Source organism: Bradyrhizobium sp. CCBAU 51765 (genome assembly GCF_015291725.1).
Taxonomy (GTDB): Bacteria; Pseudomonadota; Alphaproteobacteria; order Rhizobiales; family Xanthobacteraceae; genus Bradyrhizobium; species Bradyrhizobium liaoningense.
Genome location: NZ_CP030038.1, coordinates 6971026 through 6993423, shown reverse-complemented (window position 1 = coordinate 6993423; position 22398 = coordinate 6971026). Strand labels below are relative to the sequence as shown.

Here is a 22398-nt window from a genome sequence, read left to right as displayed (position 1 = left end):
CCCGATTGCTCAGCTCGCGAGTTAGAAGTCTTTGTGAAATCCGGAGCGTGGTTTCATCGCTGCGCTCCTTCTCCCCTACCTGTTCGTTGAGGCGTCGATTCGTCAAAGCTCGCGATTGCCGATCGAAGTTCTTCTCGTGCACGGTTCCAGCCTGCGTCGAGATCACGCAAAAAGGTGTCCACTCGTTCGATACCGCTTTCCAGTTCCTTCAGCGATGTCGCAACGGCACCCGGAGCAGGTCCTCCCCCTGCCCGTGCCGCTCGCGCGATCACCCCTGGAGTTGGCGACGTCTCTGAGGTGAGCACTCGGTCATGTTGGCCGATCTTTAAGAGGCTCGCCACACCAATCTCGATCGCTGTCGTCACCAACTGCCCGACTTCATTATGGGCGGAACGAAAATCCAGATCGCTGCCGAGCGCGAGGCGTGTCGCCGTTTCCATGGCATTCACGAAGGACCTGTCGAGCATTGCCGATGCTTTGTCTTTGGCGATGGTCAAGCCTGACAAACACAACCGGATGAGACCCAATGGAATGGTCTATCCTGGGCCAGACATTGCGCGTGGCCTCTGTTCCGACCGCGACGCAGTTCGTGAAGGGGGTGCTATGCATGGCAGTCACTGCAGCCACGAAACAGCCAACGATCGCGCCTGCTTTTCCTTGGACCTGCTCGAGAAGGAAGGGTTGCGCTTGTGAGGCATCGCGGAGCTCGATCCAACTAGGTGTTTAGTCCCAGACTTTGATGGTGCATCCTTGTCGCACGATTCGAAGGAAGCGCTATGGGACAGATTTTACACGGCTGCGCCACCACGACGGAGGCAGTCCGTCGAGCAATACAAAATAGTCAAGAGAGCCTGAGAGGTCTCGCCAAGCGCTACGGGATCAACCAGAAGACTGTCGCGAAGTGGAAGCAGCGCGAGACTGTCACCGATCGTTCGACTGGCCCCAAGGAAGCCAAGTCGACTGTCCTTTCCATCGAGGAGGAGGCGATCATCGTTGCTTTCCGGCAGCATACGCTGCTGCCACTCGACGATTGCCTCTATGCGCTGCAGCCGACCATCCCGCATCTGACGCGGTCATCCCTGCATCGCTGCCTCCAGCGTCACGGCATCAGCCGATTGCCGGAAGTGGGCGGTGGCAAGCCCTCGAAGAAGAAGTTCAAGGCTTATCCGATCGGCTACTTCCACATCGACATCGCCGAGCTCCAGACCGCCGAAGGCAAGCTCTACCTCTACGTCGCAATCGATCGCACCAGTAAGTTCGCGTTCGTGCAACTGGCCAGGAAGACGGGAAGGACCTCGGCCGCGGCCTTCCTCGAAGCTCTTATTGCGGCCGTCCCCTACAAGATCCACACGGTTCTCACCGACAATGGGATCCAGTTCACCTTCCCACCGCGCTATGCGGACGGCCCGACAGCAAGATACGCGACGCATATGTTCGACATGCGCTGCCGGGAGAACGGGATCGAACATCGGCTGACTAAGATCAAGGACCAATGGCCAGGTCGAACGCATGAACCGCACGATCAAGGAAGCGACCGTCCAACGCTATTACTACGATCGACACGATCAGCTCGAAGCTCACCTTGTCGACTTCATCAACGCCTACAACTATGCTCGGCGGCTGAAGACCCTGAATGGCCTCACACCCTACGAATACATTTGCAAATGCTGGACTTCCCAGCCAGAACGATTCAAACTCAACCCGCTCCAGCAAATGCCGGGACTAAACACCTAGTTCGTCCGGTAGAGTGGCTAATCCATCATCGCCAACCCAGAGTAGCAGCGTCTCAGCGATTCGGCTTAGAGATGATCCTAGGATCGCGCAAGCTGCCAGTAGGCGAAGAACCAGATCCCTAGAGGCAACGCCGTCAATCGAGTTAAGTGGCGGGCTCGAGAAGCCCAGCAGCCTGGCCGTCAACTCCGGACGGATGGGCAAGGTCGTGCCGCCGCCGGCCCCAGCACCGAGGTAGGAAAGGTTGAGAATTGGATGCACGGCCAGAAGCGCATCTAGATCGCGCGCGAGCGCGCTGGCGAAGGCCGCCAGATGGTGCGCAAACGTGGATGGCAATGCTGGTTGGCGGTGGGTGTGCAGTGGGAAGACGGTCTCAAGATGACCGCGAGCTAGACCGCACAACACTTGCAAAAGCTTTAGGAGCTCGGCTGCTAATTCCTGATAAGGCGCTCTCAACTTGAGCTTTACGAGGGTCGCGTTGATATCGTTGCGGCTCCGGCCTAGATGGAGATTGCTAGTTTCGTTTCCGATTCTGGAGCGGAGATAATCCTCATACGCGAGACAGGAACCCCGAGGCGCAGGACGGCACGCAATGCTCTGAAAGATCTCGGCTTGCAATTTATCGAGCTCGGTCAGAATTTTACGGGCGAGGGCGCGGTTGATCAGTCCGACTCGCTCGAGCATGACGGCCTGGGCTCGATCGATATCGGCGTAGAAGGGTAGCTCGTCCTTCGTTGCACGCTGTAGATCACTGTCGAAAACGATGGCGCTGGCTTCAGGATGAAGAGTCGATTTAATGCGACCCGTGCTTTGCAAGGGTATCTCCTCATTGGCCAAGGATGAAAGCGATGGCAGCTTCGGCACGCTGCGCAACAGTAGCAGGGTCGTCACCAACTGCAATTACGTGACCGATCCGGTCGCGAAAATCGTTGCAGCGCCTGAACTGTAATGGGGGAGTTTGGTACAGTACGAACTCCGTCAGTCCGACGCGCTCGACGAGCTGCTCGCAATCCGGAGGAAGGGCGAAAGAGCCGTCACGTTCCGGAACAATGAATCGTATCGAGCCGTGTGCGCCTTCGGTCAAAGCGGCCAAGGACATTCCGAGCAGGCTACGGAGGACCGCTAGGACCGGGTCAAAACCCGTTGTGTAACGAAAAAGCGTGGGGATCGAACCGCCAGCAAGACGTGGATTGACCTCGATTATCGTGACACAATCGTCGCAGACCCGGAGTTCGACATGAGCTGGTCCTTTCAAGTGCCCGAGAACTTGGATGGCACGAAGTGCCTCATTTTCGATCTTCACGCGCAACCTGGACGAGATTGGCGCTGGTATATCATGTCCGATTTCAACGAAATGCGGCAAAGGCCCAAGGTGTTTCCGCGTTACGCCGATGATCTTGCTATCGAGAATCTCGACTGAATACTCCTTGCCGGCGACATACGACATAAGAAGGGCACTAGGCTGAATAGGGCGGCCACGCATGTCATTCGTGGTCCGGAGTAGCTTGCGCAAAGCATCACTTGCGCCGGTTTCGGTGTCCGCGAGGGTGACCCCGATGCTGCCGGTCCCGCTGATCGGCTTGGTTACTGCCGGTAACCCGATTTTCTTGATCGCATCGCCAATATCGCATTCCGTTCGCACTTTCGCGCTAGAGGGCACGCTGATACCTGCCGCCCGCAGGGCTGCGGACTGGCGGTCCTTGTCTCGACAAAGTGCGATTGCATTCGGATTCGGACCGGGAAGTCCTAGCCGCTTAGCCTCCATCGCTGCTGTGTAAAGTTAGAAGTCGCTGGAGGTCGTTAGCAGCACTATCCGCATGTCTCCTGCGACGCTATCGATTACAGCTCTAACATCGGTTTCTGAAGACGTGTCGCATGTGCGTAGCTCAAGGTTCGAAATGCGACTCAGAAAGGCATAACGTTCGGGTGAGGCTGTAACAAAGATTGGAACGAGCCCAAGTGCTTGCGCGCGCAGAATGAAGTCCGCGCCCGAGCCTGTGGTGTTGGATTCGATGAAGATCGCTGCTGAGTTCGTCACTTTGTGTATACTTCAGTTGGGGAGAGGTTGATTACCCAATACCTCGGTTAGCGAGCGACGATCCCAATTGAAACGGCACCACCCTCTATCGGCATGAAGCGGGTGATGGACAAGCATAGGCTCGATCGCGGCGAGTGCGGCCCGATAGCCGTTGGCGTACATCCACTTGGGATCGTAAACGTTATGCTCGTAGCGATTGCTGTCGTCGGGGAAGACGGTGAGCACCTTGCTTTTGGTGAAGCGCTCCCACCGGCATTCAAGGCCAAGGTGGCGTTAGCGGCGATCAAGGGCGAGATGACGCTGGCCCAGCTGGCTGAGCATTTCGACGTGCACCCGAACCAGATCACGCAGTGGAAGTCCCAGCTTCAGGAAGCGGCGGCCGAGGTATTTGGTCCTGGCGGTGGCAACAGAACGAGCGAGCCCGCGGTCGACGTGAAAACGCTGCACGCCAAGATCGGGGAGCTGACGCTTGAGAACGATTTTTTAGAAGGCGCGCTCAGCAAAGCCGGCCTGCTGAGCGCAAAGCGATGATTGACCGTGAGCACGACCTGCCGATCACGAAACAGGCGGAAGTTTTGAAGATCAGCCGTGGCAGTGTCTATTATCTACCACGTCCAGTGTCGCCCGCCGACCTCGCGATCATGCAACGGCTTGACCGGCTGCATTTGGAGTTTCCTTTCGCCGGTTCGCGAATGTTGCGAGACCTGCTGGCTGCCGAGGGGTGCAAGATCGGCCGCCGGCATGTCAGAACGCTGATGCGGCGGGTGGGGATAGAGGCGCTCTACCGCCGGCCGCGTACCACCAAGCCCGAACCCGGGCACAAGATCTATCCCTATCTGCTGCGCGGGATGGAGATCACACGCCCGAACCAGGTCTGGGCGATGGACATCACCTACATCCCGATGGCGCGCGGCTTCATCTATCTCGCGGTGGTGCTCGACTGGTTCAGCCGCCGGGTGCTGTCGTGGCGCGTCTCGATCACGATGGAAGCCGCATTCTGCGTCGAGACGCTGGAGGACGCTCTCGCTCGCCACGGCAAGCCGGACATCTTCAACACCGACCAAGGTTCGCAGTTCACGGGCGCCGCGTTCACCGGCGTGCTCGCCAGTCATGGCATCGCCATCAGCATGGACGGCCGGGGCGCCTGGCGCGACAACGTGTTCGTCGAGCGGCTGTGGCGCAGCGTCAAATACGAAGAGGTCTATCTGCGCGCCTACGACACCGTGTCCGACGCCCGCGCCTCGATCGGCCGATACCTCGCCTTTTACAATGGCCGGCGTCCCCACTCGAGCCTTGACGGCGGCACCCCGGATCAAGCTTACTTCAGCCCGCTGCCGTTCCGCGCGGCAGCCTAACTCTGGCAGAAGCTCCACTTATCGACGCGGAATTGCTGTTCAGACAACCGGGGCCAGCTCAATCCACTGATCTGCGTGGTGATGGGCGAATTAACATGGAATATCATCACCCCAGTTAAAATGGAGAGATCTTTCGAGACCGCTTGCTGTCTAGATGATCTGCCGAACTCGTGATCGATTGACGAACTAGAGGTCGATCCGGAGTACGTGAAGTACCTCCATATCGCGTCGAAAAGTGCAGAGGAGGAGCTTGCCAGGGGGCTGCGGACCATCTGTTCCGGTGCACCAACAATCGTCCAGGAACGGCATAACAAGTCAAGATAGCTCAATCAACTTCTGTATAGGTCCTAATTTTTACTGCCAGGATAGATAGGTTTGTTCCGGCCCAGTTTCCGGTAAACTATTTCGGGAGTACATGCTGTCCTGCAGAGCCCCGCACTGAGCTAATCGTCATGGGGGGGATCGCCGTGCCATGAAAGGTCGGTAGCGAGCCGGGTAAAATGCACGATTTGAAATCGCTAGAATTGGACGACCGCTTTGATGCGAAGACTTCTCCCGCTATTGTGAGTCTAGCGCGCGGCTCCATTGCTTTGATGGTCGATGGAAGGAGAATTATCAACTTTTACTCAGGAGCTGGGTCGCTAAGCAGTGGCCACAACAATCATCAGATCAGGGAGGTTATTCTCGAGTATCTAGCGTCGGATGCAGTGGTGAACGGCTTTAAGATGGCTACCTCGGCGAAGCTTAAGTTTCTGGATACTTTCAGATCCGTCGTGCTTCGGGACCGATGCTTGCAGCAATATCATTTCGAATTCCCCGGACCAAGTGATGCTAATGCCATTGACGCCGCTCTAGAGTTGTCGCGCAAAGTCACGGGACGTCAAAATGTCGTTTTATTCACCCGTGTGCGTCCGGGATCCATTGCGCTAGGCGCTGACGGGCTGCGCCGTCCTGCCGCTGACGTGTCCCAACGCGGACTAACTCTCGTTCCCTACGACGGCTGTCTTGGGCCCGGCGTTAGCACAACGGACTATTTGCGAAAGCTGTTGCTTGATCAGTACAGCGGCGTTGCTCGTCCTGCTGCCATTCTAGTCGAAACTGTGCAGCGGAAAAATGGGATGAACGTAGCTCGGAAAGAGTGGCTGCGGTCGATCCAGGCAATTGCGAAAGAGACTGGCGCCGTTCTGATACTAGACGATAGAGAAATGAGCTGTGGCCGTACAGGCGAATTTTTTAGTTTCGAGTTCGCTGGCTTGTCGCCAGACCTCGTTCTGCTGTCCAATTCTCTGACCGGCTGTGGTCTGCCGTTCTCAATGCTCTTAATTAAGGATGATATCGACCACACTTCGTCTGTGCAGCACGAGGGTGCGGAAAATAACGACATTGCATTTGCAGCTGCAAGCGCTGCTATAAATATCTATTGGCGTGACTACATCCTATCGGAGGAGGTGCAGGGCATGGGAGAGCTTGTGCGGCGCCGGCTTAACGCCATTGCATCGTACTCGGGAAATAGCTCCTCTGTTCGAGGAAGAGGGCTGGCGGTCGGGTTTGATTGCCAGACGTCGGAAATTGCAGAAGCGACCACACGTAACGCCTTCGCGGGGGGCTGTTTATTGAGCGATGCGCGTCGGTTGATAAGGTCATACAATTCTTGCCGGCACTCACGATCGACAGCGAGACTCTCAATCAGGGGCTTGATATATATTCGAGGAAGCCCTTGGCAGAGCAATCAAAGAGGGACTTCGGCGTAAAACCCCGCGGGAACAGAGACATGGTGATATAACTGCACTGAACTTTAGCTCTCCATCCTCACCAGCAAAGTATGGCCAGAGCAACGGACGTCCGGATTGCGCAGCCGGTCGTCTTTTGCGGTGAGATGGGCTGCACGGCGGTAGTGGAGAGGCCGTACTGGAAAGGGCCTAAGCAAGCGAGGGTTGCGCTCATGGTGGAATGTCAATGTGAACGCCGCCAGCCTCGTTGTTCTGGTGCGTATCGCGTACGAGTGGCATGCCACCTCCGGCTGCACAGCGCCAGCGCCACAAGAGGTGGTTGCCATTCATTATCCAGAGCGTATTATGCTTCATCGGTTGTAGTCTGCGAGGTTCTCATGATGGTAGACGAGAGTGCGGCAGTAACGGGCGCACGCATCCCTCTGCATGTCTCACGGTCGATTCGAGTATACGACGCCATGGCAGCTCAGAAAGATATCAACCTGTTAATGGGGTTCGATTTTCATGAATATGTCTCGATCACCCAGACAACTCCGACAAAAGGGCGAACATTTCCAAATTTTCGGCCTGACCGATCAACTATTCGCTCAGGCGAGGGATACTGGGTGGTTGGTCTCGACAGGAACAACGGCGTTGTGCTTACAAACGCTACTCGGCTGTATGGTCTTTCCAGCGGGAATTTTGCAGAACATCTTTCGGTCGCTGAGGGCCTTCTATAGTGACCCGATCGCGCACGCACATGTTGATGATCGTTGCATTTGCATGGCCACTACGGCAGAGGAAATGACCGGCAAAATAGCCTACAATGGGGATCTCTGGGTGCGCAGAGATCTCAGAGGACAGGATGTCCCGAGGATGATAGCCCGAGTTACACACCGCCTGTCGTATGTTATGTGGGCTCCCGATTTCTTATGCGCGCTTGTGGCTCGCTGGCGAGTGGATAAAGGACTCCCGCACTACCCTCATCATGAACCCGAGGGATCGATCTTGCGGCTGGTGAAAGAGAATGTTGCTGAGGATAATTGGCTCGTGTGGATAACAGGTCGAGAGCTAAAAAGTGAAGCGAGCCCTCCCTGTGAGCATCTTTTCGGGGCGGCGCCATCGTTCGATGCGTGGTTTGATCCAGCCCGTCGTTGAATCCATACCGGCCACAAGCTCTAGCTACGTCGGGGCTCGCAGATGGTGCGTGCGCGGCCGGGACAATTGAGCGGGCCGAGCAGTACCGATGCATTGACTTGGAGGTCGGGTCACAGCGTACTCGCCGCTGTGGCGAATAGCAGCGCCGGAGCGCGAGTTCGCCGCGCTCTCCGATCTCAACAGCGCTGTTGCCCTGCGAAGCTATTGTAGGACCTAGTGGGGCGTTCGGTTTGAAGAAAATTGAGCGGCTCCTCGCAGAGCGACCTGAACAACCTTTGTTGCGCTGATTCACCGGCCCCGTCGACTGGTTCCGTCACTGTCTTGGGAGCGAGAGCGTGGTCCTACCAGAGATGCAGGGTTAGGACGGGCTGGTACGTTGGTTCTATCCTAGACGTCATCAATTTGGTCGTTTTGGAGGCGCGATGGTAGCTGCTTGCATGAGCTCGATATTATCGGCGATGGTAAGGCTCATGAGTAAGCGTAGCTCTGAGGCCCATTTGATTGGCGCTCGACGTACGTATGGTGCGCCGAGGCGGCTTCCATATTTCCGACAATGCGTTGACGGCGGCCTCGAGCGCCTTCCGGTCGACGACGCTGGGATCGAACTGCTCGGGGCCCCAGAGACGCCTTTGTTCTTGCTCCGGATGGGTGGGGTCGCTGATGGCGTCGAGGTATTCGGCATAGCCTGACGCACCGCCGACATCTTCCGCAGGATAACGGCCGGTGGCCTCGAGCAAGAGGGGAAGTCTCTCCGTTGTCTTCGTGTTGTCGAACCACTTTTCGAGCTTGATCACCTGATCCCGGCTGTCGCCGAAGTTGTTGAGATAATGGATCGTCTTCGCGCCGGTCTCTTGAACGATATTGGTTAGCCGCGTCTTGCGAGCATCGATGGGCTGAGGGCCAAAATCTCCATCCGGATCAGGGATACCCCAACGGCCGTCGCCAGCCAGGAACTCGAAGAGATGGCTATTCGTCCAACCAAACGCCGCCTGAAGCGTCAGATGCAGCCGATCAAGGTGCAGCGTGAGCGGCACGACAAGGCACCGCATCACCTCCGGTTTCACGTCCTTGAGGGTCACCTTGATCCGGACCGCGGTCGTGTTCAGGCTCATGCCGCCAGCCTCGGATCGTGTGCATGCATCGTGTAGATCGACGCCCAAGGGAGCAGTTCGTCCAGTCGCGCCGCAGGCCAACCATTGACGAGCTTGGCGAGAAAGTCAGCGAGCCAGTACTCGGCACTGACGCCATTGAGCTTACAGGTCTCAATGAGCGAAGCCAGTAATGCGCAATTCTCGGCGCCTTCGTCGCAACCTGCAAAAAGAGAGTTCTTGGCGTTGAGCTTGATCGGGCGCATCGCACGCTCGACAGCATTGGTGTCCATCTCGATGCGCCCATCATCAAGGTAGAGCGTCAGGCCCTCCCAATGCCGCAGCGCATAGCGCAAAGCCTTCGCCGTGTCGCTCTTCTGCGCAAGGTGATCAAGCTTGGCCTCAAACCACTGCTTCAAGGCTGTAGCCAGAGGGTCGGGCATGCGCCTGCCTGCCAGCACGGCGCTCGGTATCCGATCGGCCGCGGAGCACTTTCTCGACCGCGTAAAGCCGGGCGATGCGCTCAAGAGCCTCGCCGGCAACCGGAGCTGGCGCCGGAGCAGCCTCGCGCTCGATCTTCACAAACTGGCGCCTCAGATGCGACCAGCAGAAGGCGAGCGTCCCGGACAGGGCGTCCGCACGCGACTCTCGGGTCATGGTCTTGTAAGCCTGGTAGCCGTCGCAGTGGATGATGCCGCGATAGCCCTCGAGCAAGCGCAAGCCATGAACGGCCCCACGGCCCGGTGCATAGGCATAGACCACGCAAGGTGGGTCAGGTCCGGCCCACGGTCTGTCATCGCGCGAGAGAGCCCAGAAGTAACCGGTTTTGGTCCTGCCGCGTCCCGGATCCAACACCGGTGCGGGGGTCTCATCGACACAGAGCTTCGAGGAGGTGAGCAGAAGCTCGCGCAGACGATGCCATAGGGGCTTCAATTCCTGGGCGGCATAGCCGACCCAGAAGGCGAGCGTGGAACGGTCCAGCACTATTCCGTGCGTCGCCAGCATCTGCGCCTGGCGGTAAAGCGGCAAATGCTAATGATACTTGGCATCGATCACATGCGCGACCAGTCGCTCGGTCGGCAATCCTCCCCTGATCAATCGCTCGGGAGCGGCGTGCTGGAGGACGACTCCGTGACAGGCGCGGCACGCCAGTTTGGGCCGGCGGGTGACGATGACGCGATACTGCGCCGGTACCACGTCCAGCCTCTGGCTCTCATCGTGACCGATCTCAAAAAGGGCGCCTTCGCAGCACGGACAGCAGGTTGCAGCCGGCATCAGGGTTTCGACGATGCGCGGCAAATGCTCCGGCAACTGACCACGATTGGCTCTGCGCTCGGCAGCTCTCTTCTCGCATGTTTTGGGATTGGCACGATCTTCGGCTGCTTCGAGGGCCGCGACGGCCTGATCGATATCCTCCAGAACAAGCTGCAGCTGATCAGCGTCCAGCTTTTCCGAGGACCGACCGAACTGCGCATCTTTTGCAAGCTTGAGCAACCGCTCGAGCCTGGCGCAGCGATCCAGCAGAGCCGCGGCAAAGTCACGCAGTTCGGCTGGATCGCTCGGCAGCTCATCAGGCAAATCACTCATTGGAGGGCCCAAGTCTGCCATGCTTCGCGCCCCGATGCAGCGAAGATTTGTATCTTTACGCAAGCGCTTTCGGCTGCGGGATTCGAGGCGCGTGCATCCGCGTCCAATCCATGCCGGCCAGAAGCGCCGACAGCTGCGCGGCATTCATCCGCATCACACCGGCCACGATCGGAGGCCATTTGAAGCCGCTGCCATCGAGCCGCTTCCAACACATCACAAGGCCGCTGCCATCCCAAACGACAATCTTCACCCGATCGGCGCGTTTCGCACGGAACACCACCGCCACGCCCTTCATCGGGTCATGGCCCAGCGTCTCCTTCGCCAATAGCGCCAAGCCCTCCGCACCTTTTCTGAAGTCTACAGGTTGCGTCGCCACGTAAATCATGAGGCTCGCGGGCGGCGTCAGCATGAACGGGTCCGTCGAAGCGCCAAGAACACATCACTCAACACAGCAAGGCCAGGCGTCCCCCGCACCTCCACTCGTGCACCCTGGAGCTCAACCGTAACAACGGCTGCTTCCAGCGACCCAGTGGGCTCTGCGGCCGCAGGTAACGCCGATTCCGACACCACCGGCACGAACGACAGCGTGTCCGCCGACGCCGGCAGCACCAACTGGCCCAAACGCGCCCGGCGCCGCCAGTCGTGCACCTGCTGGGGCCGGCACCCATGGCGACGCGCGACATCCGTGACAATCGCCCCCGGCTCGAGGCTTTCCGCGGCAATATGTGCCTTCAAATCGTCCGGCCAGCGCTTTCGACCTGCGCCTGCGTACACTTCGATACGCGGTGACAACGGTCGTCTTATGTCGTCCGAATGGTCGTCCATTGTGAGCACCCTTGCAAAAGATGACTCTTCTAGCGGTGCTCTAAGGACTGAGTACAAAAATTCTCAAGGAACTCAACGCCACGCTTACGCTCATGACGACTTCGCCGTAGGTGAACAGTTGGAGAGCCTCATCGAGCTCATCAAATCTATAAAGAGAACCCTCGACTACTCAGCGGTAACCCTGCGGCCTACGCCGAATGGGCGCGAACTTGCCGATATCCCTCAGAACGCTCGTTGCGGAAGATCGGCGACCGCGATTTCGCCCGATGCGCTGGAAGCGGTTGTCGGATTGACAAATTGTTCGAGATTGAGTGCGGCATCTATCGGCTCAGAGCTGAGGAGAGGCTGCGGATCCGCCGGGAGAGAGCGCGCGCTGCTGCCTGATCTCGAGGCTTGACTAAGAGCGGAATCTGCCCGGCTCTCACGCTCGTCAAATGTGATTGAGCGAACCAACTATCTGCTCACGTTGAGACTCTGCCCGGCTTGCCAATGCCGACGGAAGGATCTGCATGACGAACAAGTTTTTCGCTGCTTGGATTGCTTATCAACGAGAACCAACATTGGTGCCAATGCATCGGCGTGTATGAAAACAGCAGCTGCTATGGCGAATGATCTCGCAAGGATGTTCGCCTATTCGCGCCTTCGCAAATCGATTTGGAGATTGTGCAGCTCTCCAGGTGAGAGAAGACCCTGTTGTTAGACCAGAGGAGTGCTTGACGCGTTTCATTCCGCTGGGTGGGAATCGACGTTGCGCGCCAGCATACGAGTGGTGCCAACCCGACGCTTTTTGTTCAACTTATTCCAGTTGATGGCGTGAACGTGACGTTGATCTGCGCGACCATCTGGTGCACGTATCGATTCGAAAGTCGTTCCGGTCCGCGCTGCTTCCACATCTTCAGCATCCTCTGTGGTACGCAGCCGATCAAGGTGCGGTGTTGCAGATGGCACGGTGCTTGCTGAAAACGATCTGCCACGCCGATCTTCCTAGGAATTGCCAGTAACAAACGTTGGTCCTGGTCAACTTCTTGAGATCGAGCTAATTTTCAAGAGGTGCGAAGTACGTAGAGTGAAGACCTGCCAAATCAATCAGTTCAATCTGGTGCAACATAGCTGTTTCATATGTATGGCGAAGCGACGCGAAACTTTGGTGTCAGGAGTGAAGCCTTCTAAACTGCAGGGCTCGCCGGAACGGACAGGTGCGTGCAACGACACGCTGACTGGCAGTAGCAGCCTTCAGGCAATCGGCCAAATTCGACGGATTAAGATCTTAATGTTCGAGGAGCAATTGAACCGTCTTTCGCAACCGGAGTCATCCAGGACGCCGAGAGTGAATCGTTGCCGACTCGGAGCGCTCGATGCCGTATCCGATGTACGATGAAAAAGTCGGCTTGGTTCGGCTGTGGCCGGTCGGCGGATCGCGACAGACGATCGTTCCCTGTCCTACCAACTGTGCCAGCTCAGCATTGGGCTCACATCCAAGCCAGGCGATTGATTGCTCATCGAAAGAATGTCCATCCAGGGATCAAAAAGAATGGCCCGTATGATCGGCAATGACGGAGTTTACCGGGGGCCGGTCGCGGGCCGCTCCGCGTCCGGGGCGATTGAAGTCGAGCGGGTCATTAAGGTTTACAAGCAGACCCGCGCGCTCGATCGTATCTCCTTTTCTCTGCCCCGGGGCAGCATCACCGGGCTGCTCGGCGGCAACGGCGCCGGTAAGACGACCACCATCGCGCTGATCATGGGCCTGGTGCTGCCGACCTCCGGTCGCGTGCATGTGCTGGGCCACAGGATACCGGAAGAGAGTGCCTCTGTGCTGGGGCGGATGAATTTCGAAAGCCCATATGTCGACATGCCCATGCGGCTCACGGTGCGGCAGAACCTCACCGTGTTCGGCAGGCTCTATGGGGTGAAGAACCTCGCGGGCCGCATCGCCGAGCTCGCCGAGGATCTGGATCTGACCGATTTCCTCGACCGCGCTAATGGCAAGCTCTCGGCCGGGCAGAAAACTCGCGTCGCGCTGGCCAAGGCGCTGATCAACCGGCCCGAGCTGCTCTTGCTGGACGAGCCGACCGCCTCGCTCGATCCTGATACCGCCGATTGGGTGCGGGGCCATCTGGAACGTTACCGCAAGGACAACAACGCCACCATTCTATTGGCGTCGCACAACATGCTCGAGGTGGAACGGCTCTGCGACCGCGTCATCATCATGAAGCACGGCCGCATTGAGGACGATGACACCCCTGATGCGATCATGGCCCGCTATAACCGCACCACCCTGGAAGAGGTGTTCCTGGACGTCGCGCGCAGCCGGGTGAACGGCGTGAAGGAGGTGGTGCGATGAGCGGCATGTCTCTCCATCGAGGCATCTCCCCGCACCGCATCGGCGCGATGATCTTGCGCTACTGGTATCTGCTGATGTCGTCATGGCCGCGGCTGCTCGAATTGTTGTATTGGCCGGCACTCCAGGTCATCACCTGGGGCTTCGTCCAGTACTACATCGCGCAGAATGCCAGCTTCTTTGCGCACGCCGGCGGTACGCTGATCGGCGCGGTCATCCTCTGGGACATCCTGTTCCGCGGCCAGCTTGGTTTCTCGATCTCGTTCGTAGAAGAGGTATGGGCACGCAACCTCGCCAACCTGATGATGAGCCCGTTGAAGCCGGTCGAGTTTCTGCTCTCGCTCACGGTGATGAGCCTGCTCCGGCTCGCCATAGGCATCATTCCAATGACTCTACTCGCGCTCGTGCTGTTTCACTTCAACATCTATGCGCTCGGCCTGCCGCTGATCGCCTTCTTCTGGAATCTGATCTTCACCAGCTGGGCAGTTGGCGTCTTCGTGTCGGGACTGGTGCTGCGAAACGGGCTCGGCGCCGAGAGCATTGTCTGGACCTTGATGTTCGCCATCATGCCGCTCGCCTGCATCTACTACCCCATCAGTGTGCTGCCGGTCTGGTTGCAATATGTCGCCTGGGTGCTGCCACCGACTTACGTCTTCGAAGGCATGCGGGCGCTGCTGATTGAGCACACCTTCCGCACCGACCTCATGCTGATCGCGCTGGCAATCAATCTGATATTGCTGTGTGCAAGTTTCGGGGCATTCCTTGCCCTTTTGCGCAGCACAAAGAAGCACGGCTCGCTACTGACGAGCGGCGAATAGAATGGATAAGGGGATAAACCCGAAGGGCGACCTGATGACGCGGATAACCAAGCCACGTTTCGGGCAATGGTAGCTTCTGTCCACAGTTCAGATCAGCGATTTCGCGAGAGATCGACTAGCCATACGCACCATTCCGCTTGCGCAACAGCTGCACATCTTGCATCGCGCTGTGAAGGGCCCGTGATTTCTCGTGGCGCGCGGTATTCGATTTCAAATCACAGCCGGTCCATTGCGATTGGTTGGCGACGCCGAACCGTGAAGGTAGCTGGTCAGAAAAAGCAAGTCCTAGCGCCGCAATCTGGTCGCGGGTCGCACCAATGAGCTACGTTGTGGCGTGCCTCGCAAGGAGGTAAATCATGAGAATTGGAATTTGTGGCGCCGGGGTGGGAGGCCTCTCCGCTGGAATCGGCCTCAAGGCGCTGGGGCATGATGTCGAGGTATTCGAGAGGTCTCCTGCTTTGAGAGCGACGGGGGCTGGCTTGATGCTTTGGCCGAACGGGGTGAGGGCAATATATGGCCTTGGCCTTCGGGACCAATTCGACGCTATTGCCGTCAAAATTGGCAGCTTTCGGAATTATGATTCGAGCGGGAAGCTTCTTTTCGAAAAAGATACCAGCGACTGGCCTGCGAAATACGCGGCACCCGTCATCGCAGTAAACCGTTGGACGTTGAGTTCCATGCTTGCTGAGGCGTTCGGGGCTGACGCACTTCGGTTTGACCATGAGGTTGTGTCCGCTGAAACCACGAGCGAAAAAGCGCGCGCTCATTTCAGCAACGGCACCAGTTACGAAGGAGACGCCCTCATCGCAGCGGATGGCCTCCACTCGGTCATTCGAGATAAACTGATAGGCGGTGTTGATTTTCATCCAAGCGAGCACCACGCATTCCGTTGGCGCGCGATTTTTGACCTGGACGAATTGGATATCGATCCTGGGGCGCAGACCGGGTACTACGATCCGGCGGGGTGGGTGGCATTTCTACCCATCGGAAACGGCAAAGCGTACTGGTTCGGGTCGTCATCCAAGGCGAGCACTACCGGTGAGTTCATCGAGCTTTTCGGCTCTTGGAAGAGCACTCCTATTCCGAAGGCGCTGCGCATCACTCCCAGAGAGGCAATTATTCAGAGTGCGCTGGACGTTGCCGAAGGGCTGCCGGCAAAGTGGACGCATGGTCGCATTACGCTTTTGGGAGACGCCGCGCATCCCCCGATCCCGGATCTTGCGCAGGGTGCGGGTCAAGCGCTTATCGATTCCAAAGTGTTGAGGGATGCTTTCGCCAAGACGAATGATATCGATCAGGCCCTTGATGAGTACGATCGCCTACGCCGAGATGCGGCATACTACGTTATGCAGTGTTCGCTAAAGGGTAGCTTTCTCGGAGCGAACAAAGTTGACCCGATAGCTGTCCGTTACGAGCGCGAGATCGAGGCGATGGGCGCATAGGGGCGACATCGTTTCACAAGTGTACTGATCGACACAGCTTCAATCCGGTGACAACGAACCTCATAGGTAGCTGCGGGACGTCTGGCCCGAATTGTGGATCGACTGTTGAGAGGATCTATATGTGGGATTCGATTTGGGTGAATTGTAATCTGGCGACCATGACCGGCGAAAACGGCTATGGTGAAGTCTTGAACGGCGCGGTGGCCGCACAGAATGGTCACATTGTTTGGGTTGGCGCGCGTGAGGGGCTGCCCAGACCGTTGCACGAATGCGCCGCGGTCGTCCACGACGTGTCTGGCGCCTGGATCATGCCGGGTCTGATCGAACCGCACACTCACGTCGTCTATGGCGGAAACGGCCGACTCGATTTCCGTATGCGAATCAAAGGAGCATCTCGCGATGAGGTGTATAGCTCTGGGGGCGGTGTGCCGGGCACCGTCAAAGCGACGCGCGCGGCTAGCGAGGAGGAGCTGTTCACGACAGCCTCGCGCCGCATTCGCGAGTTCATCGCAAACGGCGTAACCACAATCGAAAGTAAATCTGGATTTGGTCTCGATCTTGACAATGAGATCAAGCAGCTTCGCGTTTCACGGGAGTTGGGTCGTGCGCTTCCAGTGACCGTCGTATCGACGTTCCTGGGCGCGCATGGAGTAGGACCAGAATTCAAGGGGCGACCCGACGATTACATCACTTTCCTAATTGATGAGATTCTGCCTGCTGCAGTTTCCGAGGGCCTCGTCGACGCTGTCGATGGTTTTGCCGACACAATAGGCTTTAACGATACACAAATCAGTCGGCTATTTGATGCTGCGCGGGCTTATGACCTCCCTGTCCGGCTTCATGCCGACCAGTACTCGGACGCCTCAGCCGCCGCTTTGGCGGCCCGTTATGGAGCCCTCACGGCCGATCATCTTGAGTATGCCTCGGAACCATCCATTGAGGCGATGGCGAAGGCTGGAACGGTTGGAGGACTGCTGCCCGGGGCGAACTTTTTCCTTCGCGAGAGCCGCGTTCCCCCTGTTGATCTATTGCGGAAGTACCAAATCAGGATGGCGTTCGCCACGAATAGCAATCCGGTGAGCTCACCGACGAATTCCCCGCCGGCGATCATGAATCTGGCGTGCGTCCGCTTCCGAATCACTCCAGAGGAAGCCTTGCGCGGGTTCACGATCAACGCAGCTCATGCGCTCGGCATGCAAAAAGACCGCGGGAGTCTGGAAGTTGGCAAAGTAGCCGATCTTTCAATTTGGGATATCGAGCATCCCGATGACCTGTCCTGCCTTCTGGGGCCAACCACTGCGTAGGCGTCATAAGGGGAGGGCAGCCTGTTTACGAAGCAAAGTCCCGACAGGCTTGGGTGTCGCCGCGAAAGGGTGCCGCATGAAGCGCACAGAAGCCAAGAGAAGGGCGGCCGACGGCAAGCGCCAAATCCTTGCCTGGATTGAAGAGGATCGGGATCGCATCATTGGATTCGTGGCGGACTTTGTACGGATTGCCAGCCCGAATCCTCCGGGGGACACGCGAGCCGCGAGAGAATTTGTCGCTAAATTTCTCGACGAGCAGGGGCTTGATTACCGCGTTGTCGATCCGGAGCCCACGATGCCGAATATCATCGCAGCTTTCGATGGTGAGGCGGGGCTTGGTCGACATCTCGTCCTGAATGGCCATATCGACGTCTTTCCCGTCGGTGATCGCCAAGGTTGGACGAAAGATTGCTGGGGCGGGGAAGTCAGCAAGGGGCGTATTTGGGGGCGTGGTGCGTGCGACATGAAGTCGGGCACGACCGCCTCGATCTTCTCCTATGTCTACCTTGCGCGGCTGAGAGAGCGACTTGCCGGACGGCTTACATTGACGGTCGTTTCTGATGAGGAAACGTTCGGGGAGTGGGGCTCGCGTTATTTGGTTGCCAATCACCCTGAGGTGCTGGGAGATTGCTGCCTCAACGCCGAGCCGAGCAGCCGCCATACGATCCGTTTCGGCGAAAAGGGCTTCATCTGGCTGCGCTTTCACGTGAACACATCAGGCGGACACAGCGCATATCCACATCTCGGAGCAAGCGCGACAAAGCTCGCGGCCCGGCTCATCGTTTCACTCGAGAAGCTCAGAGATCTCCGGCCGGACATGCCTGGAAACGTGGCGGCGGCGATTGAGCGTGGGCGGCCTGCCATCGAGGCGGGGTTGGGCCGCGGGGCGACCGATATTATGGCTGGAGTGACGACCAATGTCGGGACAATAACGGGGGGGGCTTAAAATCAATATGATTCCGGACGCCTGCACCTTTGACTACGACGTTCGGCTACCCGTCGGTCTTGATAAGGATCGAGTCATGACAGAAATCAGGCGGGTCCTGGCCGACTATCCCGAAGTTAAAGTCGAAGAGCTAAACGCAAATCCCCCGAATTTCTGCGATCCCGACCACGAGATGGTTGGCATACTACAGCGCAACGCTAATCTGACATCCGGCGTCACGCCCCCGCCGATCATAAGTCTTGGAGGCACCGATGCACGATTATGGCGATATGCCGGAGTGCCGGCTTATGTCTACGGTCCGTCGCCTTCCAGCATGGGGCGCCCAGACGAATTCGTCACAGTCGACGACTTGTTTCACGTCCTGACCGTGCATGCGACCTCAGCTTGGGACTACTTAAGGCTGTCCAGTGACCCTTAGCAGAAATTCCGAGTGCGCCAGCTGCCAAACAAATCTCCTTTGAAGGGTTTCGGAGGGCAGCCGCTTGAGGCACGGCTCGGCGTGCTCGGCGGCCGGCGTCCCCGGCGACCGTACATTTGACGCCTAACGAGCTTGAGGCGCGTGATCTGCCCCTCAGTCTGCGCGTCGGAAGGGCGAAGTGATCGCCGCCCGTACTGCCGCCTCCTCCTTGGCGACGCCATTGGCGAACAAAGCGACGAGACCTGAACCTTGCGCCGGACCATCAAGTGGAATTCAGCGATGATCTCGCGTGCCTAGACCATGGCTGGTACCCCAGCTTCGATTGCCGCTACCGTGACGGTCTCAGCTTTCGTTAGCAAGTCCCGGTCGATTGTCATTAGCCGCGCGATCGTTCTGGCCGACGGAATCCGCGCGTCGGCCTTTTCAGCCCGTCGTCTGCGAGTTGCCCACTCGCCGATGACACGGAGAGAGCCTCGGAAACCACGCGTTATTAAGCCGCGCCAAAGTTCAGCTCCATTGCGGCAACCGGACGCCCATTCATCGTCGTGCCATGGCAGTGCAGATCTGACGAACTTTGCCGGGTTCGGAAGACGTGACGTTCGCCGCGGACCATCCGTCGCACCAGCCTCCTACTATGGCAGGTCTGACGCACGATCTTTGATAGGTATGCCATTCTTCGATAGAGCCAGGATAGCCACGTTGGTCTCCTCTCGGAAAAGATAGCCCTCATACTGGAGGCGCTCGGCGGCCGTGTGCAGCTTGGGATCGTCGTGGTCGCAACGATCACCATGCGAAGCTGGCGCATCGATTTGCGCACGACATCGAGGAAGGCCCGACTGGCGTTCTCCATCAGATGCCAACGATCGGCGACCTGCACTGTCGCGCGCCATGGAAAACTGCCCCCCGCATTGCCTCAGTAAAAATGTTACCCGAGCAACTTCCCTCGTGTCGGGGGCGGAGCTGCCGAATCAGTTTGGTGCGGGTATGGCAGGAAGATTAGCATGCGCGCAAAGCGCGAGATCACATCAGCTCTGGTGGAGCGTTATCGGGCGAGCGGACGGCTCGAGAAGGCACGGATCCTGGACGAGCTGTGTGCCGTTACGGGATGGCATCGCAAGCACGCGATCCGAGCACTGTCCGTGGGCGGGGCATCGCGATCGGCCGTGCCGCGGCGACGGAGTCGGACCTACGGAGCTTCCATTCGCGTTGCACTGATTGCGCTATGGGACGCCTCTGACCGGCTCTGCAGTAAGCGGCTCGTCGCGATGATCCCGTTTTTGCTTCCGGCTCTTGAACGGCACGGCAGATTGAAGCTTTCTGCAGATGAGAGGTCGAAGGTTTTGAAGGTGAGCGCGGCGACGATCGATCGCCTGCTGAGCGACGTAAAGATCGCAGCCCGGAGGACGCCGACGGCGGGCGGGCTTTTCCAGTGCCGTACGGCGGCGAGTCCCGGTGCGTACATTCAATGACTGGGGATCACCTCCGCCGGGGTGCTGCGAAGCGGATCTGGTTGCGCACGGCGGCATGTCGGTATCCGGCGCGTTCATTCAGACGCTAACAATCGTGGATATCGCAACGGGGTGGCCCGAATGCTTTCCGCTCGTCGTGCGTGAAGCAGCTCTTGTGGTCGAAGCTCTCGAGCGCGCGCAGAACCTATTTTTCTGGCCCGTTCGGGGGCTCGATTTTGACAACGACAGCGCCTTCATGAACGACACGGTCGTGTGGTGGTGCCGTTCTCACGATGTCGAAGTCACTCGTTCCAGGGCCTACAAGAAGAACGATCAGGCATTCGTTGAACAAAAGAACGGAGCTATCGTTCGCCGCCTGGTGGGCTACGGGCGGTTTGAAGGCATTGATGCCGCTCGCTCATTAGCTCGCCTGTTTGCGGCGGCAAGGCTGCATCAATTTCTTCCAGCCCTCGTTTAAGCTGAAGGAGAAACACCGCGAAGGTGCCAAGATGATCAAGCGCTACCTTCCTCCCGCTACGCCGTACGAAAGAGCATTGGTCCACCCGAGGCTCAATGAGGCATTCAATTGTCGGCTGCGGGAGATTTACCGGACGCTTGATCCGATGGCATTGCTGGCACAGATGCGGGACGCTCAGAATGAGCTGGGTAAGCGCGTCTATCAACGGGCTGGAAAGCCAGCGATGACTGTCGCGCAGGGGCATAGCGGCTTAGCGGACTTTGCCCGAGAGCTCGGCGATCGTTGGAAACAGGGTGAGCAGCGGGGCATTCATCGTCGTCGCTATGTGCGGCGCCACGTCGGCCATCGATGCTCGACCCCTACATTCCCATCATCGAGGAATGGCTCGCCGCGGCTCCGCACTTGTCCGCGCTGGATCTTCTCTCCCGGCTGGAAGCGCATGCGCCCGGTCGGTTCAGCGACGATCAGCGGCGCACGGTGCAGCGATTGGTAAAGAATTGGCGATCAAAGGCCGCTCGACAGCTCATCAGCAGCACAGAGATCACACTATTGGTCCAAGCTTCGCGCCGTTGTATTTAATCCCGACAGGTTCTTTCGCCGAAGCACCGCAAGCCGCTCGCTCGCTACGGCGCTCTGGAGGGCGCGCTTCGCGAGCGGCTTGCTCCGCCTCGCGGTAGCCGATCCAGAAAGACACTAGGGTGCGCTTCGGTAACATTGTCATCTGAGGCAATATGAGGGGGCAGTTCCGGATGGCGTTTGACAGCACCGCATGCGGCATGGCCTTGCTGCTGCTTCGCCATAATCCCCGCCACGATCGCGAGCGATGATCGCGATGGTAGGACGAGCAGAGAGCCAAGCTTGAGCGGTCGCTGGTTCTCGATCCGGAGCAGGGCGACCACCCGGCGCCTTTCCAGGTTGCAGCTGATGCTCGCGTATCGGTCATTGCCGCCAAGCCCAGTCATCAATGCCGATAACCCTGAGCGGGTCCGCTGAGGGGCGGCTACGGCGCCGAACTACCCGAAGAAGTATCTTTGCTCACCGGCAGCATTAGCCGCTTTGTAAAACCTGCTGCCGGTCGACCGCCCAGCACCAGACCAAGGTAATCGTCGATGGAGTCCAGCCTTGCCGTCCGTCGCGCCCGATGGCGCCAGTACCCCTTCGGCGAAGCGCTCGGTGAAGATTGGGCGCCCGCATAGGACAGCATCACAGCGGAAGCGGCGGGTGATCACCAGGAGCTCTACCTGTCAACGCCGACATAAATCTGACCCACCTTCGCGGAAGTCGTCGAAGTAATTCTGACCCACCCCGGCGCTGTATTGTGCTGGCCAGTTGCGGAGGGCAGAGCCCGTAGCGGCTGGCCAGCACAATATCCTATTTTTCTCCGGTAACCCTCCTGGCGGCCTGACCGGCCTTGCGTTTGTCGCGCAGGCTCAATGCGCCAAACATCCCTTGAACTGCATCAAAACTGAGTCAGAGCCAAATTTGCAAGCCGATTGACAGCGAGCGGCCCAAGCCCTCGTGCCCTGCTCAGATATTAAGAAAAGGAACGCAAAAGCGGTGCGTCCCGATCATCGACTACAATGGGCGTTGAGGCAATTGAATCGTTCGGGCGCCACCCGTCCCGCGCGTGTTGGAGCGCAGACACTGCCGCAATCCGATCTGATTCCGCGGTGAATGTGCATAGGTAGATACGGCCGATAGCTTCGCCAATCGGC

17 protein-coding genes and 6 pseudogenes are annotated in these 22398 nt (G+C 58.2%); 14 read left to right on the top strand and 9 right to left on the bottom strand.

Annotation, left to right across the window (positions count from 1 at the left end; translation table 11 throughout):
• Positions 1–53 precede the first annotated feature (53 nt).
• A complete protein-coding gene (locus XH96_RS32705) occupies positions 54–497 on the bottom strand; it encodes a hypothetical protein (RefSeq protein ID WP_194389582.1) in 444 nt (147 codons plus the stop codon).
• A 279-nt stretch (positions 498–776) separates the two neighbouring features.
• Here XH96_RS32705 and XH96_RS32700 point away from each other — a divergent pair.
• A pseudogene (locus XH96_RS32700) lies at positions 777–1734 on the top strand (IS481 family transposase).
• On the opposite strand, the gene XH96_RS32695 reads toward XH96_RS32700, so the two are convergent.
• Complete coding sequence (locus tag XH96_RS32695) at positions 1723–2415, bottom strand: lyase family protein (protein WP_371740187.1); 693 nt, start codon at positions 2413–2415, stop codon at positions 1723–1725. The pseudogene XH96_RS32700 and the gene XH96_RS32695 overlap by 12 nt on opposite strands.
• Positions 2416–2557: 142 nt before the next feature.
• The gene (locus XH96_RS32690) at positions 2558–3496 is read right to left on the bottom strand and encodes an ATP-grasp domain-containing protein (protein ID WP_194389580.1); all 939 of its coding nucleotides are present in this window, start codon (positions 3494–3496) and stop codon (positions 2558–2560) included.
• A gap of 468 nt (positions 3497–3964) precedes the next feature.
• On the opposite strand from XH96_RS32690, the gene XH96_RS32685 reads away from it, so the two are divergent.
• The 3 genes from XH96_RS32685 to XH96_RS32675 all read left to right on the top strand — a co-directional run bounded on the left by XH96_RS32685 (position 3965) and on the right by XH96_RS32675 (position 7573).
• Positions 3965–5124, top strand: a protein-coding gene (locus tag XH96_RS32685) for an IS3 family transposase (RefSeq protein ID WP_246790213.1) whose coding sequence is annotated in 2 segments (ribosomal slippage) — positions 3965–4247 and positions 4247–5124 — 1161 coding nt in all. Because the reading frame shifts where the segments join, the coding sequence is not laid out codon by codon here.
• A gap of 500 nt (positions 5125–5624) precedes the next feature.
• Positions 5625–6875, top strand: coding sequence for an aminotransferase class III-fold pyridoxal phosphate-dependent enzyme (locus tag XH96_RS32680; RefSeq protein WP_246789838.1), 1251 nt, complete (start codon positions 5625–5627; stop codon positions 6873–6875).
• Positions 6876–7231: 356 nt separating this feature from the next.
• Positions 7232–7573, top strand: a complete 342-nt coding sequence (locus tag XH96_RS32675; RefSeq protein WP_194389579.1) for a hypothetical protein — start codon at positions 7232–7234, stop codon at positions 7571–7573.
• A gap of 867 nt (positions 7574–8440) precedes the next feature.
• Here XH96_RS32675 and XH96_RS32670 read toward each other — a convergent pair.
• The 4 genes and pseudogenes from XH96_RS32670 to XH96_RS32655 all read right to left on the bottom strand — a co-directional run bounded on the left by XH96_RS32670 (position 8441) and on the right by XH96_RS32655 (position 11491).
• Positions 8441–9103 (bottom strand): plasmid pRiA4b ORF-3 family protein, encoded by a 663-nt coding sequence (locus XH96_RS32670; protein ID WP_194389578.1) that lies wholly within the window; start codon positions 9101–9103, stop codon positions 8441–8443.
• Positions 9100–10666, bottom strand: a pseudogene (locus XH96_RS32665) (IS66 family transposase). Before XH96_RS32665 ends, XH96_RS32670 begins: the two are co-directional and overlap by 4 nt.
• Positions 10667–10721: 55 nt before the next feature.
• Positions 10722–11075 carry an IS66 family insertion sequence element accessory protein TnpB gene (tnpB, locus tag XH96_RS32660; RefSeq protein ID WP_194389577.1) on the bottom strand — a complete coding sequence of 118 codons (354 nt, stop codon included), beginning with the start codon at positions 11073–11075 and terminating at the stop codon, positions 10722–10724.
• The gene (locus XH96_RS32655; protein WP_194389576.1) at positions 11069–11491 is read right to left on the bottom strand and encodes a transposase; all 423 of its coding nucleotides are present in this window, start codon (positions 11489–11491) and stop codon (positions 11069–11071) included. The genes tnpB and XH96_RS32655 overlap by 7 nt, the downstream gene beginning before the upstream one ends.
• 205 nt (positions 11492–11696) lie before the next feature.
• Between XH96_RS32655 and XH96_RS32650 the strand changes: the two are divergent.
• From XH96_RS32650 to XH96_RS39425, 8 genes and pseudogenes are all read left to right on the top strand, one after another.
• Positions 11697–12009: pseudogene (locus XH96_RS32650) on the top strand (transposase); the annotation flags it as partial.
• Positions 12010–13031: 1022 nt separating this feature from the next.
• Positions 13032–13832, top strand: coding sequence for an ABC transporter ATP-binding protein (locus XH96_RS32645; RefSeq protein WP_246790212.1), 801 nt, complete (start codon positions 13032–13034; stop codon positions 13830–13832).
• Positions 13829–14647, top strand: coding sequence for an ABC transporter permease (locus XH96_RS32640; protein WP_194389574.1), 819 nt, complete (start codon positions 13829–13831; stop codon positions 14645–14647). The genes XH96_RS32645 and XH96_RS32640 overlap by 4 nt, the downstream gene beginning before the upstream one ends.
• A gap of 356 nt (positions 14648–15003) precedes the next feature.
• Entirely contained in the window at positions 15004–16089 is a 1086-nt protein-coding gene (locus tag XH96_RS32635) for an FAD-dependent monooxygenase (protein WP_194389573.1), read from the top strand.
• Between the two features lie 158 nt (positions 16090–16247).
• Positions 16248–17393 (top strand): imidazolonepropionase, encoded by a 1146-nt coding sequence (gene hutI, locus XH96_RS32630; protein ID WP_246789837.1) that lies wholly within the window; start codon positions 16248–16250, stop codon positions 17391–17393.
• 76 nt (positions 17394–17469) lie between these two features.
• Complete coding sequence (locus tag XH96_RS32625) at positions 17470–18339, top strand: M20/M25/M40 family metallo-hydrolase (protein WP_246789836.1); 870 nt, start codon at positions 17470–17472, stop codon at positions 18337–18339.
• Positions 18340–18346: 7 nt separating this feature from the next.
• A pseudogene (locus XH96_RS39935) lies at positions 18347–18394 on the top strand (hypothetical protein); the annotation flags it as partial.
• A gap of 21 nt (positions 18395–18415) precedes the next feature.
• On the top strand, positions 18416–18757 hold the full coding sequence (locus XH96_RS39425; protein ID WP_246789835.1) for a M20/M25/M40 family metallo-hydrolase: 342 nt from the start codon (positions 18416–18418) through the stop codon (positions 18755–18757).
• On the opposite strand, the pseudogene XH96_RS39420 reads toward XH96_RS39425, so the two are convergent.
• Positions 18754–19637, bottom strand: a pseudogene (locus XH96_RS39420) (hypothetical protein); the annotation flags it as partial. The gene XH96_RS39425 and the pseudogene XH96_RS39420 overlap by 4 nt on opposite strands.
• A 121-nt stretch (positions 19638–19758) precedes the next feature.
• Here XH96_RS39420 and XH96_RS32620 point away from each other — a divergent pair.
• Positions 19759–20226 carry a hypothetical protein gene (locus tag XH96_RS32620; protein ID WP_194389572.1) on the top strand — a complete coding sequence of 156 codons (468 nt, stop codon included), beginning with the start codon at positions 19759–19761 and terminating at the stop codon, positions 20224–20226.
• Positions 20210–20683: a DDE-type integrase/transposase/recombinase gene (locus XH96_RS32615; RefSeq protein WP_194389571.1), complete on the top strand. Its 474-nt coding sequence runs from the start codon at positions 20210–20212 to the stop codon at positions 20681–20683. Before XH96_RS32620 ends, XH96_RS32615 begins: the two co-directional genes overlap by 17 nt.
• 780 nt (positions 20684–21463) lie before the next feature.
• Here the strand turns inward: XH96_RS32615 and XH96_RS39415 are convergent.
• Positions 21464–21927: pseudogene (locus tag XH96_RS39415) on the bottom strand (ISL3 family transposase); the annotation flags it as partial.
• Between the last annotated feature and the right edge of the window lie 471 nt (positions 21928–22398).

Bases quoted from the DNA above. Each gene is read 5' to 3' on its own strand.
- XH96_RS32620 (WP_194389572.1), top strand. From the start codon at position 19,759: ATGCGCGCAAAGCGCGAGATCACATCAGCTCTGGTGGAGCGTTATCGG.
- XH96_RS32635 (WP_194389573.1), top strand. From the start codon at position 15,004: ATGAGAATTGGAATTTGTGGCGCCGGGGTGGGAGGCCTCTCCGCTGGA.
- XH96_RS32675 (WP_194389579.1), top strand. From the start codon at position 7,232: ATGATGGTAGACGAGAGTGCGGCAGTAACGGGCGCACGCATCCCTCTG.
- tnpB (WP_194389577.1), bottom strand. From the start codon at position 11,075: ATGCTGACGCCGCCCGCGAGCCTCATGATTTACGTGGCGACGCAACCT.
- XH96_RS32690 (WP_194389580.1), bottom strand. From the start codon at position 3,496: ATGGAGGCTAAGCGGCTAGGACTTCCCGGTCCGAATCCGAATGCAATC.
- XH96_RS32695 (WP_371740187.1), bottom strand. From the start codon at position 2,415: ATGCTCGAGCGAGTCGGACTGATCAACCGCGCCCTCGCCCGTAAAATT.
- XH96_RS39425 (WP_246789835.1), top strand. From the start codon at position 18,416: ATGACAGAAATCAGGCGGGTCCTGGCCGACTATCCCGAAGTTAAAGTC.
- XH96_RS32655 (WP_194389576.1), bottom strand. From the start codon at position 11,491: ATGGACGACCATTCGGACGACATAAGACGACCGTTGTCACCGCGTATC.
- hutI (WP_246789837.1), top strand. From the start codon at position 16,248: ATGACCGGCGAAAACGGCTATGGTGAAGTCTTGAACGGCGCGGTGGCC.
- XH96_RS32625 (WP_246789836.1), top strand. From the start codon at position 17,470: ATGAAGCGCACAGAAGCCAAGAGAAGGGCGGCCGACGGCAAGCGCCAA.
- XH96_RS32680 (WP_246789838.1), top strand. From the start codon at position 5,625: ATGCACGATTTGAAATCGCTAGAATTGGACGACCGCTTTGATGCGAAG.
- XH96_RS32670 (WP_194389578.1), bottom strand. From the start codon at position 9,103: ATGAGCCTGAACACGACCGCGGTCCGGATCAAGGTGACCCTCAAGGAC.
- XH96_RS32645 (WP_246790212.1), top strand. From the start codon at position 13,032: ATGATCGGCAATGACGGAGTTTACCGGGGGCCGGTCGCGGGCCGCTCC.
- XH96_RS32640 (WP_194389574.1), top strand. From the start codon at position 13,829: ATGAGCGGCATGTCTCTCCATCGAGGCATCTCCCCGCACCGCATCGGC.